Raw genomic sequence first — 14,651 nt, forward strand, 5'->3', positions numbered from 1 at the left:
AAACGCCGGGGAGGCGTGGCTATTCCCGGGCCGCGAGGACCATGTCCGTCCGTGACGGCGACGGAAGCGCGGCGACGCGCACTCGGTAGCCTCGCACCATGAGTCACTTCGTCTCCGCGACCGAACTCCACGACCTCCTCGACGACGGCGCCCCGATCCGGGTCGTCGACGTGCGCTGGCGCCTCGATCGTCCCGAGGCGGGCCCGGGCGACTACCGCTCGGGTCACATCCCCGGCGCGGTGTTCGCGTCGTTGGATCAGGAGCTCTCCACGCCCGGAGCGCCCACCGAGGGTCGGCATCCGCTCCCGTCGACGGAGACCCTGCAGGCGGCGGCCCGGCGTTGGGGCGTGCGGCAGGGCGACACCGTCGTGGCCTACGACGACACCAAGGGACTCGCGGCGGCCCGGGCGTGGTGGCTGCTGCGGCAGGCCGGGGTCGACGTCCGGGTGCTCGACGGCGGGCTGCGCGCCTGGACCGCGGCCGGATACGACCTGGCGACCGACGACGTCGTGCCGGAGACCGGTGACGTCGTCCTCGCGGATCCCGGCCAGGACGCCCTCTCGATCGACGAGGCGGCGGCGTTCCCGGAGACCGGGATCCTGCTCGATGTGCGCGCCCCGGAGCGCTACCGCGGCGAGACCGAGCCGCTCGACCCGATCGCCGGACACATCCCCGGTGCCCGGAACCTCCCCACCACGCGGCACCTCGACGAGACCGGGCGCATCCGCGACCGCGACACGGTGCGGGCAGCGCTCGCCGAGATCGGGATCACCGCGGAGACGCCGGTCGCGGCCTACTGCGGATCGGGCATCACGGCGGCGCACACGGCTCTGGTCCTGCACGAGGTGGGCATCCCGGCGAAGGTCTTCCCCGGCTCCTGGAGCCAGTGGTCGAACACGCCGGGCCGGCCGGTCGCGACGGGCGATCAACCGGGCTGATCACCGTCGCGAGGACCGTACCCCCAGCGCAGGCCGAGGGCGCCGGGACCGAACGCCCGGCGCACCTGATGCACCGACGTGCCGCGAGGCCGGGGGAGCGCGGTGACGACGGTGCCCCCGGCGGTCTCGACGAGTTCGTCGCACCAGTCGGGGACGGCATCGGGGTGGAAGCGCGTCCACACGAGCAGCTCCCGAGCCTGCCGGGAGAGGGCGTGCCCGGTCTCCCGATCCGAGGGGTGGCCGGGCTCGTACTGCACCGACCACTCGACCACCGCGGTGTCCGGGGCCGCGAGGGGCACGTCGAGCTCGATCAGCGCACCGTGCGCCTCGCCGTTCGGATGGGAGTAGCGGGCCGTGACCCGTCCGCCCGCCACGGCCGTCAGGAGCGGCGGAGGTCCGGGGACCCCGGGGGTGAGGTCGAGGACGGGGATGGCCGTGATGACCCCGGTGGTGGACTGCACGATGCTGCGGGTGAGGCACGAGGACACCTCGCCGTCGGCGTCCACGTCCGTGACCGAATGGACGGTGAGCTCCCGCGACGTGTCCGGATAGGTGGCGCCGAGGGCGGCATAGACCTCACGGACCGCCCGCTCCATGTCGACCTGCTCCAGCGGGAACCCCTGCGGGCCCAGCGGCCCCGTGCGGTGCGGGCGCAGGAGCCGGCTCAACGCCCCGCTGTCGAGGCACAGCAGATCCTCGATGTCGGCGAGAGCGGCGAGCGACTGCGGTCCTTCCGGGCGGCGGGCCCCGGACCGCCAGTAGCTCAGCGTGGCCATGGAGACGCGGTTGCCCCGGTCGCGGAGCTGCCGCTGCAACCACGACAGCGTCACCGGTCTCGCGTTGATCGCATCTCGCAGTGCCGCGGCGAACGCGTCCGGCGTCGCCCCTCTTCTCTCGCCGTCCCCAAAACCCATCACAGCCCCCACCCGGTATGTGAAGAACACATCTCTAGAGTGAGCATACGACCGCACGCGCACACCTCAGGGGACCAGGTGAGCAAGTGGGTCACGGGGCTGCGATGTCGCGGGGAGGGTGCCCGACCCTGCGGCAGTGGCCCGACGCAGTGATGCCCCCCTTGCTGCGTATGTCGTGAAGCCCGGCAATCGATCTGGGGAGATCCGCCGGGCTTCACGAGCATCCCCGGGCGCTTCCGGCTCCTGGCCCCGCGTAGACTGGTGGGGAAACCCCGGAGGATCTGGCCGTCATGTCTGTCCCTGCTCGCGCGTTCACCATGCGCCACGTGCAATTGCTGCGCGCGCTGTTCGCCGCCGTCGCCGCCCTGATGATCACCTTCTCCTCGGATCACTCCGCGGCGGTCGGTCTCGCCGTCTTCAGCGGTTTCGCGCTGGTCACCGCCCTCGTGCACATCCTCGCCGCGTGGCTCGTCCTCCCGGCGGGGTCGCGCTGGTCGGCGATCCTCCTCGCGGTCGTGAGCGCGATCGCCGGCATGGCCGGCGGCGTGCCGGCCTGGCGCACGGACGACATGTTCTTCATCGTGCTCATCACCTGGGGCGTGCTCAGCGGCGGCCTCGAGCTGCTCGCCGGCATCCGCGCCCGCCGCGTCGGGGGAGCGCTCGCCACCGACGCGATCACGGTCGGCGCGCTGGGCGTGCTCCTCGCGGTCGTCCTGCTGCTGATCCCGTCGGGCTTCGTCCAGGAGTACACGATCGAGAAGGCGGGCACGTTCGAGCTGTCCGGCATCATCCTCGGCGTGGGGATGTTCGGCGGGTATGCGGCCATCGTCGCCGTCTTCCTCGGCATCGCCGGCCTCACCCCGAAGCGCGCGGACGCCGATGACGTCGCTGCCGCCCCCGAGAACGATGCGGCTCCTGTGGAGCACGGAGGAGAGCGATGAGCGACGACAAGCCCACCCGACGGGACATCCTGCGGCCCCTCCACCTGCTCGGCATCGCGCTCGGCTGCGGCGTGTTCGCCATGGTGGTCACCCTCGTCTCCACCGGCGCCTTCACCCTCCGCGTGAACACCGCCATCGCGAACGGCACCTACGAGGGCCTCACCCCCGTGGCGCTGAGCCTCGTCGTCGGCGGCGGCGCCTTCATCGCGACCCTTCTGATCCTCGCGATGCTCATGCTCGCGGTCGATCCCGCTGACGTCACGAAGACCGTCGACCGCCCCGTGCTGTACGACGCGGAAGACGAGGGCGCGAGCGACGGCACCACCGACGAGCCGGGACGCCCCGCCTCGTCGTGACGCGGAGATCGGGCGGAATATCGGTGAGGTCGTTCCGCTTGTCTCTGGAGTGACTGCCTCCGTCGACCGCGCCTCCATCGGACTCCGGTCGGAGCGGGGACCCATCCTCGGCGCGCTCATGCTCGCCACCGGCCTCATCGCGATCGACGCCACGATCCTGGCGACCGCGGTGCCGAGCATCGTGCGCGACCTCGGCAGCTACCAGCAGTTCCCGTGGCTGTTCTCCGTGTATCTGCTGGCGCAGGCCGTGAGCGTGCCGATCTACTCGCGGTTCGCCGACACCGTGGGCCGCAAGCCGATCATCCTGCTCGGCATCGCCCTCTTCCTGCTCGGATCCGTCCTCTGCGGCTTCGCCTGGAGCATGCCGGCGCTGATCGTGTTCCGCATCATCCAGGGCATAGGCGCCGGTGCCGTCGCTCCGATGTCGATGACCATCGTCGGTGACATCTACACGGTCGCCGAGCGCGCCAAGGTGCAGGGATACGTCGCCAGCGTCTGGGCTGTCTCCTCGGTGGTGGGCCCCGCACTCGGCGGCATCTTCGCCCAGCTCGACGCCTGGCGCTGGATCTTCTGGATCAACGTGCCCCTGTGCCTGATCGCCGGATGGATGTTGCTGCGCACGTACAGGGAGCAGAAGCAGACCCAGCGCCACAGCATCGACTACGGCGGAGCGGTGCTGCTCACCATCGGACTCACGGCGCTCATCCTCGGCATGCTGGAGGGTGGGAACGCCTGGGCATGGCTGTCCGTGCCGAGCGCCCTCTGTTTCGGGATCGGGGCGGTCGCGCTGGTCGCCTTCGGGTTCGTCGAGCGCCGGGTGGCGGAGCCGATCGTCGATCTGCGCCTCGTGACCCGTCGGCTCATCCTCACGACCACGTTGGTCTCGCTCGGCATCGGGGCCCTGATGCTCGGCGTGACGAGCTTCGCCCCGGCCTACCTCGAGGGGTCCCTGGGGATCGCCCCGCTGCTGTCGGGTCTGGCGGTGGCCGCTCTGACACTCGGCTGGCCGCTCGCCGCCGCGAACGCCGGACGGCTGTACCTGCGCATCGGCTTCCGTCGTACCACTCTCATCGGCATGAGCATCACGACCGTCGCGGCCGTCGCGCTCGCCGCCGTCGCCTCCTGGCCGAACCCGTTCGTCGTCGCCGGCATCGCGTTCCTCCTCGGCTTCGGGCTCGGGTGGAGTGCGGCCCCGACCCTCATCGCCGCACAGGCCTCGGTCGGCTGGGGAGAGCGCGGAGCGGTGACCGGGATGAACGCGTTCGCGCGGTCAGCGGGAAGCGCCGTGGGTGTGGCGGTGTTCGGGGCGATCTCGAACGCGGTCATCGCGCAGGGTGCGGGACCCGACGACCCCGCGACGATCGTCCACGCGTCGGTGTGGGTTTTCGTCGCGGTCGCCGTGACCGCGGTTCTCACCCTCCTGGCGGCGTCGTTCATGCCGAAGGACAGGGTCGAGGAGCACTCCGGGGAGTCGGGCTCCTAGCTCCTCAGCGGGCGAGGCGCTCCGCGATGCCGGTGTAGGTCGCGGGGGTCAGCGCGAGGAGGCGCTGCTTGGCCGCGTCGCCGATCTCCAGGCCCTCCACGAACTCGGCGAGGTCGGCGGCACCGACACGGTGACCGCGCGTGAGCTCCTTGAGGAGCGCGTACGGGTCCTGGATGCTCGACCGGCCGGCGACGACCTCGGCGCGGATCACCGTCTGGATCGCCTCGGCCAGCACCTCCCAGTTCACATCGAGGTCGGCGAGCAGCACGTCCCGCGAGAGCGAGATCGCGTTCAGGCCGCGGCGCAGGTTGTCGAGAGCGAGCAGCGAGTGCCCGAACGCGACGCCGATGTTGCGCTGTGTGGTGGAGTCCGTGAGGTCGCGCTGCAGGCGGCTGGTGACGAGTGTCTGGCCGAGCGACGCCAGCAGGGCGCCCGAGATCTCGAGGTTGGCCTCGGCGTTCTCGAAGCGGATCGGGTTGATCTTGTGCGGCATCGTCGAGGAGCCGGTGGCCCCGGCGACCGGGATCTGCGCGAAGTAGCCGAGCGAGATGTAGGTCCAGATGTCGGTGGCCAGGTTGTGCAGGATGCCGCCGGCGTGACGCACGCGGTCGTAGAGCTCGACCTGCCAGTCGTGCGACTCGATCTGCGTCGTCAGCGGGTTGAACCCGAGACCCAGACCCTCGATGTACTCGCGGGCGATGGTCGGCCAGTCCGCATCGGGGTCGGCTGCGAGGTGGGCGGACCAGGTGCCGGTCGCCCCGGAGAACTTCGCGAGGTACTCGGAGCCGGCGATCTGGCTGCGCACGCGCTCCAGGCGCCAGGCGAAGACCGCGAGCTCCTTGCCCATGGTCGAGGGTGTCGCGGGCTGGCCGTGCGTGCGGGACAGCATGGCGGCGTCGGCGTGCTCGACCGCGAGTTCGCGCAGCTTCGCGATCACGGTGTCGAGGGCCGGGAGCCAGACCTCCTCGACTGCGCGCTTGACCGTGAGGGCGTAGGACGCGGAGTTGATGTCCTCGCTCGTGCAGGCGAAGTGCGTCAGCTCGGCGATGTGGTCGAGGCCGAGCGTGGAGAGCCGGTCGCGCACGAGGTACTCGATGGCCTTCACGTCGTGCTGCGTGACGGCCTCCTTCTCGGCGAGCCAGTCGATCTCGGCCTGCCCGAAGTCGCGGTACAGCGCGCGCAGGCGCTCCTTGTCGTCGTCCGACAGCGGGGTCGTCTCGAACAGCGAACGGTCGGTGAGGGCGATCAGCCACTCCACCTCCACCTCGACCCTGGCGCGGTTGAGTCCGGCCTCGGAGAGGAAGTCCGCGAGCCCGGTGACGGCGGCGCGGTAGCGGCCGTCGAGGGGGCTGAGGGGCTGGGGCGGGAGCGAAGGCTGGAAAGTCAGGGGAATCCTCCTGATCAGGCCCCGAAGGCTCGGGGCGTGCGGGGCAGGCGCAGGGCGGGTTCGAGCTGGCGGAACAAGCCGCGAGTCGCCGTCTCGATCATACCGAGCACCGAATCGAACATCTCCGGGCCCGCGTAGTACGGGTCGGGGACGTCATGCGTCGAGGCGTCGGGGTCGAAAGCGAGGAGGAGGGTCACCTTGCCGTCCTCATCCTCGTCCCTGGCCCATTCGCGGAGGATGCGCTCATGCGTGCGGTCCAGGGCCACGACGAGGTCGTTCTCAGCGAAGGAAGCGGCGGTGAACTGGCGGGCGCGGTGCAGCGAGCCGTCGTATCCGCGGCGGGCGAGGGCGTCGATGGTGCGGTGGTCGGCGCGCTCTCCGAGGTGCCAGTCCCCGGTGCCCGCGCTGCGCGAGACGATCTGGGCGCCGAGACCCTGCCGCTCCGCGAGGTCCCGGAACACGACCTCCGCCATGGGGGAGCGGCAGATGTTGCCGGTGCAGACGAAGATCACGCGGAAGGGATCTCGGGCTGTCACGGATCCATTCTGCCGGTCGATGCCGTTCCTGCACAGCGGGCATCGGATCGTGGTGCGGCTCGACCCTCCTGCACGGCCCTGGGGGAGAACCGGCTCTCCACTGGTCGCGGCCGTCCGAGGGGCCCTGGCCGCAACGGACACGGCCTGGGCGGGAGGCTGGGTCCATGTCGTCCTTCGCCCTCACCGCCCTCTCTCCCGGTGTCGATCCTGCGCTGCGGGCTCGGGTGCTGTCCGAGTTGGACGCCGCCCTCGCGGGGCTCGACGATCTGGCTTCCACGCTGACGGCTCTGCGTGACGCGTGCGCCTGGGAGTCCGATGGCGTCGAGGCGCTGCGCTGGGCCCTCTGGCGGCTGTCGGACGACACGGCGACGGTGCGCCGGATGCTGCAGGCGTGCCGCGGGGAGGTCGCGGGTGCATGAGCGGGCTCAACATCGACCACGGCGGCTCGATCGCGGTGGACACGGCGCAGCTCCGCGAGCTCGCGGCGCGGGTGCGGGGTGTCGTGCCGGTGTGTGCGGAGGTGCAGGACGCGGTGGGGTGTGTCGAGGCGCTGCTCGGCTCCGCAGCATGGACAGCGCTGGCGTCGGCGGCGTGGTCCCTGCGGTCCGCAGTGACGGCGCTGGAGGCGCTCGCGGCGCGTGTCCAGGAGACGGCCGCCGATCTCGACCTCATGGCCGAGGTGTACGAGGTCGTCGAGCTGCGGGCGCAGGCGGAGGCGCTGGCGCGGACGGATACGGCTGCGGCCGCTGCGGTGGAGGGGCGCCTGCGGCTGATCCTCGCCGCCGACGAGCGTCTGGCCGCGCTGGCCGACGCGCAGGAACGGATAGCGGACGACCGACGCTTCCGCGGCTTGGGCGATCAGTTCGACGCCGGAGGGCTGCTCCCGCCGATGTTCCTGGGCGGCGCCGTCGTCGGCGTGACGTCGGAGCTGGGGCGCGTGCGGCCCGGGATGGTGCTCGGTGCGACGGCGGATCCGGTGCGGGTATCGGTCACCTCGCGCTCCCGTCCGGCCGGGGCGCCGAGCGGGTTGGCGAGCGCCTTCCGCCGTATGCCGTCTGCCGGCGGCGCGCAGCTGGCGATCGAGAAGTACACGGTTCCGGGCGAATCTCCGCGCTACGTCGTCTACGTCTCGGGCAGCCGTTCGATGTCGCTGCGCGAGGGCGGGGGTCCCGAGGCCTGGGACATGAAGTCGAACATCGAGCTCTACACCGGGGGCCGGTCCGCGTCGTATCAGGCGACCCTCGACGCGCTGGCCGCGACGGGTGCGAGACCCGGGGATCGGGTGGACGTCGTCGCGCACTCGCAGGGCGGCATGATCGCAGCGCACCTGTCGATGGAGAGCGCGTTCACGGTGACGACCCAGATCACCGCCGGGAGCCCGGTCGAGCCGATGCTCCCCGCCGACCAGACGCTCGTGCAGCTCCGGCACACCGACGACGCGGTGTCCGCGCTCGCCGCAGGAGGGGCGAGGGAGGGCACGGGGTCCGCCGACAGCTTCACCGCCAGTCGGGTGGGAGATCCGGATGCCGGTCGCCAGGACCTCGCGCTCGAGACGCATTCGCTGGAGAACTACATCGAGACCGCGGCGATGGTGGACGCCTCCGCCGACCCGCGAGCGGTGGCTCTCGACGCCTACTGGGCCGACCTCGACCGCGCCGTCACCGTCGAACGCACCGAGTACCGCGCGGAGCGTGTGCTCCCCGATCCGTGAGCCGCACGCGCCGTCCGCAGACGGGTCAGTCGCGGCGGGAGCGCTTGTTCTGCGGGCGCAGGATGAAGCCGAAGATGCCGTTGATGATCGAGATGATCAGGGCGGCGAGAACGCCCCACCAGAACGATTCGACCGTCAGACCCCACCCGAAGCTGCTGGTGATCCAGGCGGTCAGCCAGAGCAGGAAGCCGTTGATGAGGAAGCCGATGAGGCCGAACGTGAGGATGTACAGCGGGAAGGCGACGATCTTCACGACCGTGCCGATGATGGTGTTCACCAGGGCGAAGAGGGCTCCGACCGCGAGCAGCGTCAGGACGAGCTGGAGCGTCTCGCCCGGCGGGAAGGCGCGCACCGTGACCTGGAGCACGGGGATGAGCGTGACGACCCAGATGGCGAACGCGTTGACGACGACCCGGATGATGAAGCGCATGATGCGTTCAGTCTCCCACGAGGGGCCCGCGGTGTCAGCCGCGGTCGTCCACCGGACGGATGTGGGCGGCGAGAACCTGGGCGATCTCCCCGAGATCCATCCGGCTCTGCGCGACATCGATGACGAACTCGAAGGCTTCGTCGTTCGTGAAGGTGATGTCGTAGCCGTTCAGCCGGATGAAGATGAAGGTGAGATAGAGCGCTGTGCGCTTGTTCCCGTCGAACAGTGCGTGATTCTGGGCGACGGAGCTCATCAGGGCCGCCGCCTTCTCCGCGAACGTCGGATACGCATCGACGCCGAACATGCCGGCGGCGGGTCGCGCCAGAGCGGAGAAGAGCAGCCCCTCGTCGCGCACATGCAGGCCGAGCTTCGCGATCAGCGCGAGGGCCTGCTCGGGCTCGATGTACTCGGTTGCCATCGATCAGGCGTCTTCGAGGCGCGTGATGGCGTCGCCGTAGCGTTCGGTCACCTCGTCCGCGAGCGCCAGAACTCGATCGGTCTTGGACTCGCTGTCCGCGAACCGGGTGGCCGCCTCGATGATCACGGCGTGCTTGGAGACGTGCCGGGCTCGTGCGATGTCTTCGAGCCGTGCATCGAGTTCCTCAGGGAGTCGCACCGTCATAGCCATACCAGAATGGTATCACCGGGCCCTCGGCCTCGAAAGGGTGGCGGGCCGCACGTCCTAGACTCGACGCGTGACCGAGCCGACCCTGCCCCGCATCCGTCCCGCCATCGCCTCCCTCGCGCCGTACCGCCAGGGCAAGCAGGCCGGTCCCGAGGCCTTCAAGCTCTCCAGCAACGAGAATCCGTTCGACCCGCTGCCCTCGGTCCTCGACGCGCTGCAGCACACGACGCCGATGAACCGGTATCCCGATGCCACCGCCGGCCGCCTGCGTGCGCGGCTCGGGGCCCGCTACGGGGTCGAGCCCGAGCAGGTCCATGTCGCCTCCGGCAGTGTCGCGATCCTGCATCAGCTCGTCCTCGCCACTGCCTCGGTCGGCGACGAGGTCGTCTACGCCTGGCGGTCATTCGAGGCGTACCCGAGCCTGCCGCTGGTCGCGGGCGCGACAGGGGTGCAGGTGCCGCTGACGGCCGACTCCCGCCACGACCTCGACGCGATGGCCGACGCCGTGACCGACCGCACGCGCGCGATCATCGTCTGCACCCCGAACAACCCGACCGGACCCGTCGTCACCTCTGCCGAGTTCGCGGCGTTCGTGGACCGTGTGCCGTCCGACGTGCTCATCATCCTCGACGAGGCCTACGCCGAGTTCGTCATCGCCCCCGATGCCGTCGACGGCCTGGCCGAGCGCGTGTTCGAGACGCACCCGAACGTGGTCGTCCTCCGCACGTTCTCCAAGGCCTATGGTCTGGCGGGCCTCCGGGTCGGCTACGCGATCGGCCACGAGAAGGTGCTCGACGCGGCACGGACGACCGGCATCCCGCTGTCGGTCACGTCCGCGGCCGAGAACGCCGCCATCGCGAGCCTCGACGCCGAAGCCGAACTCCTGGAGCGCGTCGCCGTGATCGTCGAACGTCGCGCCCGTCTCGTCGAGGGGCTCCGAGCGCAGGGCTGGGAGGTGCCGGACGCCCAGGGCAACTTCGTCTGGCTGCCGACCGGCGCGCGCACCGACGAGGTCGCGGCGGCGTTCGTCGACGCCGACCTGATCGTGCGTCCGTTCTCCGGCGACGGCATCCGGATCTCCGTCGGCGAGGAGGCGGCCGTCGCCCGCGTGCTCGAGGTCGCGGCGACCCTCCGCTGAGCGCGGCACCGCCCTGCGAACCGCGGAATCTCGGGGTTCCGGGGAGATACGAGGGCGTCCTAGGTATGCGTGACCCGGCATGCCGACGCGGGTAGCGTGGGGACCGTGAGCACCTCTGAGACCCCCCTCGTGCGCGTTCTGGACGAGACCGGAAAGGTCGCCCCGACGCCCGCCGCGGAGCAGTACCTGCCGCTCATCGAGGCCATCCCCGACGCCGAGCTCGCGCAGCTCTACCGCGACATGGTGGGCATCCGCGCGATCGACACCCAGGCCACCAACCTGCAGCGCCAGGGCCAGCTCGCCCTGTGGCCGCCGAGCCGCGGACAGGAGGCGGCGCAGGTCGGCTCCGGTCGGGCCGCCCGCGCGCAGGACACGATCTTCCCCTCGTACCGCGAGCACGCGGTCACCCGGATCCGCGGCGTGGACCCGGTGGACATCATCAAGCTCATGCGCGGCGTCTCCCACGGCGGCTGGGACCCGACCGACCCGAAGAACGGCAACACCCGGCTCTACACGCTCGTCCTCGGCTCGCAGGTGCTGCACGCCGCCGGCTATGCGATGGGCCTCACGTTCGACGGGCGCACCGGCACCGGCGACCCTGAGCGCGACGAGGCGGTCGTCGTCTACTACGGCGACGGCGCCTCCAGCCAGGGCGACGTGCACGAGGCCATGGTGTTCGCGGCGAGCTACCAGGCCCCGACACTGTTCTTCCTGCAGAACAACCACTGGGCGATCTCGGTCCCCGTCACCACGCAGTCGCGCGTGCCGCTCGTGCAGCGCAGCGCCGGGTACGGCATCCCGAGCGTCCGCGTGGACGGCAACGACGTGCTCGCCAGCTACGCGGTGTCCCGGGTGGCCCTCGACGAGGCGCGCGCCGGCGGCGGACCCCGCGCCATCGAGGCCGTGACCTACCGGCTCGGCGCGCACACGACCAGCGACGATCCCACGAAGTACCGCGGCGACGACGAGGAGCTCGCGTGGGCCGGGCGGGACCCGATCGTCCGGATGCGCGCGTTCCTGGAGAACCGCGGCGCCGAGGAGAGCTTCTTCGCCGAGGTCGACGCCGAGGCCGCCGATGCCGCGGAAGACCTCCGCGCCCGCACCGTGCAGCTCGGCCCGCCCCGCGCCGACCTCATGTTCGACCACGTGTACAGCGAGCCGCATCCGCTGATCGAGGAGCAGAAAGCCTGGCGCGCCCGCTACGAGGCGTCGTTCGAAGGAGAAGGCCAGTGACCCGGGAGACCATGCCGCTGGGCAAGGCGCTGAACGCCGGTATGCGCAAGGCGATGGAGGACGACCCGAAGGTCATCCTCATGGGCGAGGACATCGGCAAGCTCGGCGGCGTGTTCCGCATCACCGAGCACCTGCAGCGCGACTTCGGCGAGCAGCGCGTGCTGGACACCCCGCTCGCGGAGTCGGCCCTGGTCGGCACCGCGATCGGCCTCGCGATGGCCGGATTCCGTCCCGTCGTCGAGATCCAGTTCGACGGCTTCGTCTTCCCCGCGTTCGACCAGATCACCACCCAGCTCGCCAAGCTCACCAACCGGCACGAGGGGTCGCTGCGGCTGCCCGTCGTGATCCGCATTCCGTACGGCGGGCACATCGGGGCGGTCGAGCACCACCAGGAGAGCCCGGAGGCCTACTTCACGCACACCCCCGGTCTGCGCGTGGTGTCGCCGTCCACCGCGAACGACGCCTACTGGATGATCCAGGAGGCCATCGCCTCGGACGACCCGGTGATCTTCCTGGAGCCGAAGAGCCGGTACTGGCCGAAGGGCGAGGTCGAGCTCGACGCCTCCGCCGTCCGGCTGCACTCCTCGCGGGTGGTGCGGACCGGAACCGACGTCACGCTCGTCGGACACGGAGCCATGGTGACGACGCTGCTCCAGGCCGCCGCGCTCGCCGAGGCCGAGGGCACGAGCTGCGAGGTCGTCGACGTGCGCTCGCTGTCGCCGGTGGACTACGAGCCGATCCTCGGGTCGGTGCGCAAGACCGGACGCATGGTCTACGCGCAGGAGGCTCCGGGATTCACGAGCCTCGGCAGCGAGATCGCCGCGACCGTCATGGAGCGCGCGTTCTACGCCCTCGAGGCTCCGGTGCTGCGGGTCTCGGGGTACGACACCCCGTTCCCGCCCGCGAAGCTCGAGGGCGCCTACCTGCCGGATGCCGACCGCATCCTCGAAGCCGTCGACCGCTCCCTGGCCTACTGACACCGACGTTCCATGTTCACAACTCAGGACAACCGCCCCCTTCACCCGTCCAGCGCGGGCGCAGGGGCGCGCACCGGTTCGAGTCTCCTGAGTTGTGAACGCGGCCCACGAAAGGACCCGTCATGAGCACGCAGAACTTCCCCCTTCCGGACGTCGGCGAAGGGCTGACCGAGGCCGAGATCGTCGCGTGGAAGGTGGCCCCGGGCGACCGGGTGGCCATCAACGACGTCATCTGCGAGATCGAGACCGCGAAGTCCCTGGTCGAGCTGCCCTCCCCGCACGCGGGTGTGGTCGGCGAGCTGCTCGTCGACGAGGGGGCGACGGTCGAGGTCGGTACCCCGATCATCACCTTCGTGACCGACCCTGCGGCCGGCTCGGGGACCGGTTCGGTCGCCCCCGGCACCGTCGCCACGGCCGAGGCGCCCGCGCCCGAGGAGGGCGGCGGGTCGGTGCTCGTCGGCTACGGCTCCGGCAGCGGCGCGACCTCGCGACGCAAGCGCCCGGCCGAGCGCCCCGTCCGGTCGTCGGTCGGCGTGATCGCGAAGCCGCCGATCCGCAAGCTCGCCCGCGACCTCGGCGTCGACCTCACGAGCGTGACACCCACGGGTGCCGACGGCGAGGTCACCCGGGACGACGTCATGAAGCACGCCTCCCAGGCCAGCGTCTTCCGCAACATCGAGACCCCGGAGTGGGGGAGCGTGCGGGAGGAGACGGTGCCCGCGCCGCAGGCCCCGTCCGGCCTGGCGCGTGGCCTCGCGCCCGTGCGCCCGTCGGCGGCCGGCGACGACCGCACCGAGTCCATCCCCGTGAAGGGCGTGCGCAAGGCGACGTCGTCGGCGATGGTGCAGAGCGCGTACTCCGCCCCGCATGTGACGGTGTGGAAGGAGATTGACGCCACCCGCACGATGGAGCTCGTCAAGCGCCTCAAGGCCTCGCCCGACTACGCCGACATCAAGGTCTCGCCGCTGCTCATCATGGCCCGCGCGGTGATCTGGGCGGTCCGCCGGACGCCGATGGTCAACGCGGCCTGGATCGACACCGAAGCCGGGGCCGAGATCGCCGTGCGCCACTACGTGAACCTCGGCATCGCCGCCGCCACGCCCCGCGGTCTGCTCGTGCCGAACATCAAGGACGCGCAGGACCTCAGCATGAAGGACCTCGCCCGCGCCCTGAACCGGCTCACGCTCACGGCACGCGAGGGCAAGACCCCGCCGGCCGACCAGCAGAACGGCACCATCACCATCACGAACATCGGCGTGTTCGGGATGGACGCGGGCACGCCGATCATCAACCCGGGGGAGGCGGGCATCGTCGCCATGGGCACGATCAGCCAGAAGCCCTGGGTCGTCGACGGCGAGGTGCGCCCGCGCTGGGTGACCACGGTCGCCGGCTCGTTCGACCACCGCGTGATCGACGGCGACGGCATGAGCCGCTTCATCGCCGACGTCGCCTCCATCCTCGAGGAGCCCGCGCTCCTGGTGGACTGAGTATGAGACGTCACTGAAGGTGCGATTTCTCCAATCGAAGTTGAACCAACTCGGCGAAGTCGATCCAGAAGGACGTAGCTGATCCCGGTGTTTACAGGGATCCAAGATCGGAAGGCTGTGGGATGGCACGTAAGGAAGCCCGAGCGACACCTGCCATGCTCTCTCCGAAGTGGCCTGACCAACCATCTGCAGATCCATCGGGTGAGGCGGCTCGCCGTTTCGCATTGAATTTGCGGACCGCTATGGGGGAAAGGTCGGTCCGTGCGGTCGCCCGTGACTCTGGACTCGATGAAGGCACGATCAGGAAGATTCTGCTGGGTGAGTCCTGGCCGGACCTCCGCACGATCTGGAGGTTGGAGTCCGCGCTCGAAGTTCACCTCTACACCTGGGGCTAGCTAATTCTGTGAGGAGTGCACGCTCCTCCGCGCTTCAGGGTAGCCACAGCGGGCGACGTCTCGGGCTCGGTGTAGATCTGGTGTGCAACTGAAGTCGTCG

17 protein-coding genes are annotated in these 14,651 nt (G+C 70.5%); 11 read left to right on the forward strand and 6 right to left on the reverse strand.

Annotated features, from left to right (window positions below):
* Window positions 1–98: 98 nt before the first annotated feature.
* Complete coding sequence (locus KVS71_RS02765; protein ID WP_217583652.1) at window positions 99–938, forward strand: sulfurtransferase; 840 nt, start codon at window positions 99–101, stop codon at window positions 936–938.
* On the opposite strand, the gene KVS71_RS02770 is transcribed toward KVS71_RS02765, so the two are convergent.
* Window positions 926–1,852, reverse strand: a complete 927-nt coding sequence (locus tag KVS71_RS02770; RefSeq protein ID WP_217583654.1) for a hypothetical protein — start codon at window positions 1,850–1,852, stop codon at window positions 926–928. The two genes, KVS71_RS02765 and KVS71_RS02770, sit on opposite strands and share 13 nt — an antisense overlap.
* A 290-nt stretch (window positions 1,853–2,142) precedes the next feature.
* Here KVS71_RS02770 and KVS71_RS02775 point away from each other — a divergent pair, with 290 nt between their 5' ends.
* Genes KVS71_RS02775 through KVS71_RS02785 form a run of 3 tightly spaced genes read left to right on the forward strand, consistent with a single transcriptional unit; the run spans window position 2,143 to window position 4,632 of the window.
* A complete protein-coding gene (locus tag KVS71_RS02775; RefSeq protein WP_060922573.1) occupies window positions 2,143–2,793 on the forward strand; it encodes a hypothetical protein in 651 nt (216 codons plus the stop codon).
* Entirely contained in the window at window positions 2,790–3,149 is a 360-nt protein-coding gene (locus KVS71_RS02780) for a hypothetical protein (protein WP_060922574.1), read from the forward strand. The genes KVS71_RS02775 and KVS71_RS02780 overlap by 4 nt, the downstream gene beginning before the upstream one ends.
* A gap of 49 nt (window positions 3,150–3,198) precedes the next feature.
* Window positions 3,199–4,632 carry an MFS transporter gene (locus KVS71_RS02785; RefSeq protein ID WP_217583656.1) on the forward strand — a complete coding sequence of 478 codons (1,434 nt, stop codon included), beginning with the start codon at window positions 3,199–3,201 and terminating at the stop codon, window positions 4,630–4,632.
* Window positions 4,633–4,636: 4 nt separating this feature from the next.
* Here KVS71_RS02785 and purB read toward each other — a convergent pair whose 3' ends face one another.
* Window positions 4,637–6,019, reverse strand: coding sequence for an adenylosuccinate lyase (gene purB / locus KVS71_RS02790; RefSeq protein ID WP_060922576.1), 1,383 nt, complete (start codon window positions 6,017–6,019; stop codon window positions 4,637–4,639).
* A 14-nt stretch (window positions 6,020–6,033) separates the two neighbouring features.
* Window positions 6,034–6,555: a low molecular weight protein-tyrosine-phosphatase gene (locus KVS71_RS02795; protein ID WP_199787671.1), complete on the reverse strand. Its 522-nt coding sequence runs from the start codon at window positions 6,553–6,555 to the stop codon at window positions 6,034–6,036.
* Between the two features lie 164 nt (window positions 6,556–6,719).
* Between KVS71_RS02795 and KVS71_RS02800 the strand changes: the two genes are divergently transcribed.
* Together KVS71_RS02800 and KVS71_RS02805 are read left to right on the forward strand one after the other, a co-directional pair.
* Window positions 6,720–6,974 carry a hypothetical protein gene (locus tag KVS71_RS02800; protein ID WP_060922578.1) on the forward strand — a complete coding sequence of 85 codons (255 nt, stop codon included), beginning with the start codon at window positions 6,720–6,722 and terminating at the stop codon, window positions 6,972–6,974.
* Window positions 6,971–8,266, forward strand: a complete 1,296-nt coding sequence (locus KVS71_RS02805; protein WP_217583658.1) for a hypothetical protein — start codon at window positions 6,971–6,973, stop codon at window positions 8,264–8,266. The genes KVS71_RS02800 and KVS71_RS02805 overlap by 4 nt, the downstream gene beginning before the upstream one ends.
* Window positions 8,267–8,291: 25 nt before the next feature.
* Here the strand turns inward: KVS71_RS02805 and KVS71_RS02810 are convergent, their stop codons facing one another.
* Genes KVS71_RS02810 through KVS71_RS02820 form a run of 3 tightly spaced genes read right to left on the reverse strand, consistent with a single transcriptional unit; the run spans window position 8,292 to window position 9,324 of the window.
* The gene (locus KVS71_RS02810) at window positions 8,292–8,696 is read right to left on the reverse strand and encodes a phage holin family protein (protein ID WP_060922580.1); all 405 of its coding nucleotides are present in this window, start codon (window positions 8,694–8,696) and stop codon (window positions 8,292–8,294) included.
* A 34-nt stretch (window positions 8,697–8,730) separates the two neighbouring features.
* Complete coding sequence (locus KVS71_RS02815; RefSeq protein ID WP_082750084.1) at window positions 8,731–9,114, reverse strand: type II toxin-antitoxin system death-on-curing family toxin; 384 nt, start codon at window positions 9,112–9,114, stop codon at window positions 8,731–8,733.
* A gap of 3 nt (window positions 9,115–9,117) precedes the next feature.
* The gene (locus tag KVS71_RS02820; protein ID WP_060922581.1) at window positions 9,118–9,324 is read right to left on the reverse strand and encodes a ribbon-helix-helix protein, CopG family; all 207 of its coding nucleotides are present in this window, start codon (window positions 9,322–9,324) and stop codon (window positions 9,118–9,120) included.
* A gap of 67 nt (window positions 9,325–9,391) precedes the next feature.
* Here KVS71_RS02820 and KVS71_RS02825 point away from each other — a divergent pair, with 67 nt between their 5' ends.
* From KVS71_RS02825 to KVS71_RS20385, 5 genes are all read left to right on the forward strand, one after another.
* Window positions 9,392–10,459: a histidinol-phosphate transaminase gene (locus tag KVS71_RS02825; protein WP_060922582.1), complete on the forward strand. Its 1,068-nt coding sequence runs from the start codon at window positions 9,392–9,394 to the stop codon at window positions 10,457–10,459.
* A 105-nt stretch (window positions 10,460–10,564) separates the two neighbouring features.
* The gene (locus KVS71_RS02830; RefSeq protein ID WP_368874537.1) at window positions 10,565–11,692 is read left to right on the forward strand and encodes a thiamine pyrophosphate-dependent dehydrogenase E1 component subunit alpha; all 1,128 of its coding nucleotides are present in this window, start codon (window positions 10,565–10,567) and stop codon (window positions 11,690–11,692) included.
* An 11-nt stretch (window positions 11,693–11,703) separates the two neighbouring features.
* Complete coding sequence (locus KVS71_RS02835) at window positions 11,704–12,669, forward strand: transketolase C-terminal domain-containing protein (RefSeq protein ID WP_217583910.1); 966 nt, start codon at window positions 11,704–11,706, stop codon at window positions 12,667–12,669.
* A 122-nt stretch (window positions 12,670–12,791) separates the two neighbouring features.
* A complete protein-coding gene (locus tag KVS71_RS02840; RefSeq protein WP_025102745.1) occupies window positions 12,792–14,156 on the forward strand; it encodes a dihydrolipoamide acetyltransferase family protein in 1,365 nt (454 codons plus the stop codon).
* Between the two features lie 242 nt (window positions 14,157–14,398).
* Window positions 14,399–14,551, forward strand: coding sequence for a helix-turn-helix transcriptional regulator (locus KVS71_RS20385; protein WP_217583660.1), 153 nt, complete (start codon window positions 14,399–14,401; stop codon window positions 14,549–14,551).
* Window positions 14,552–14,651 lie beyond the last annotated feature (100 nt).

Source organism: Microbacterium sp. GbtcB4, from assembly GCF_019091465.1.
GTDB lineage: Bacteria > Actinomycetota > Actinomycetes > Actinomycetales > Microbacteriaceae > Microbacterium > Microbacterium paraoxydans.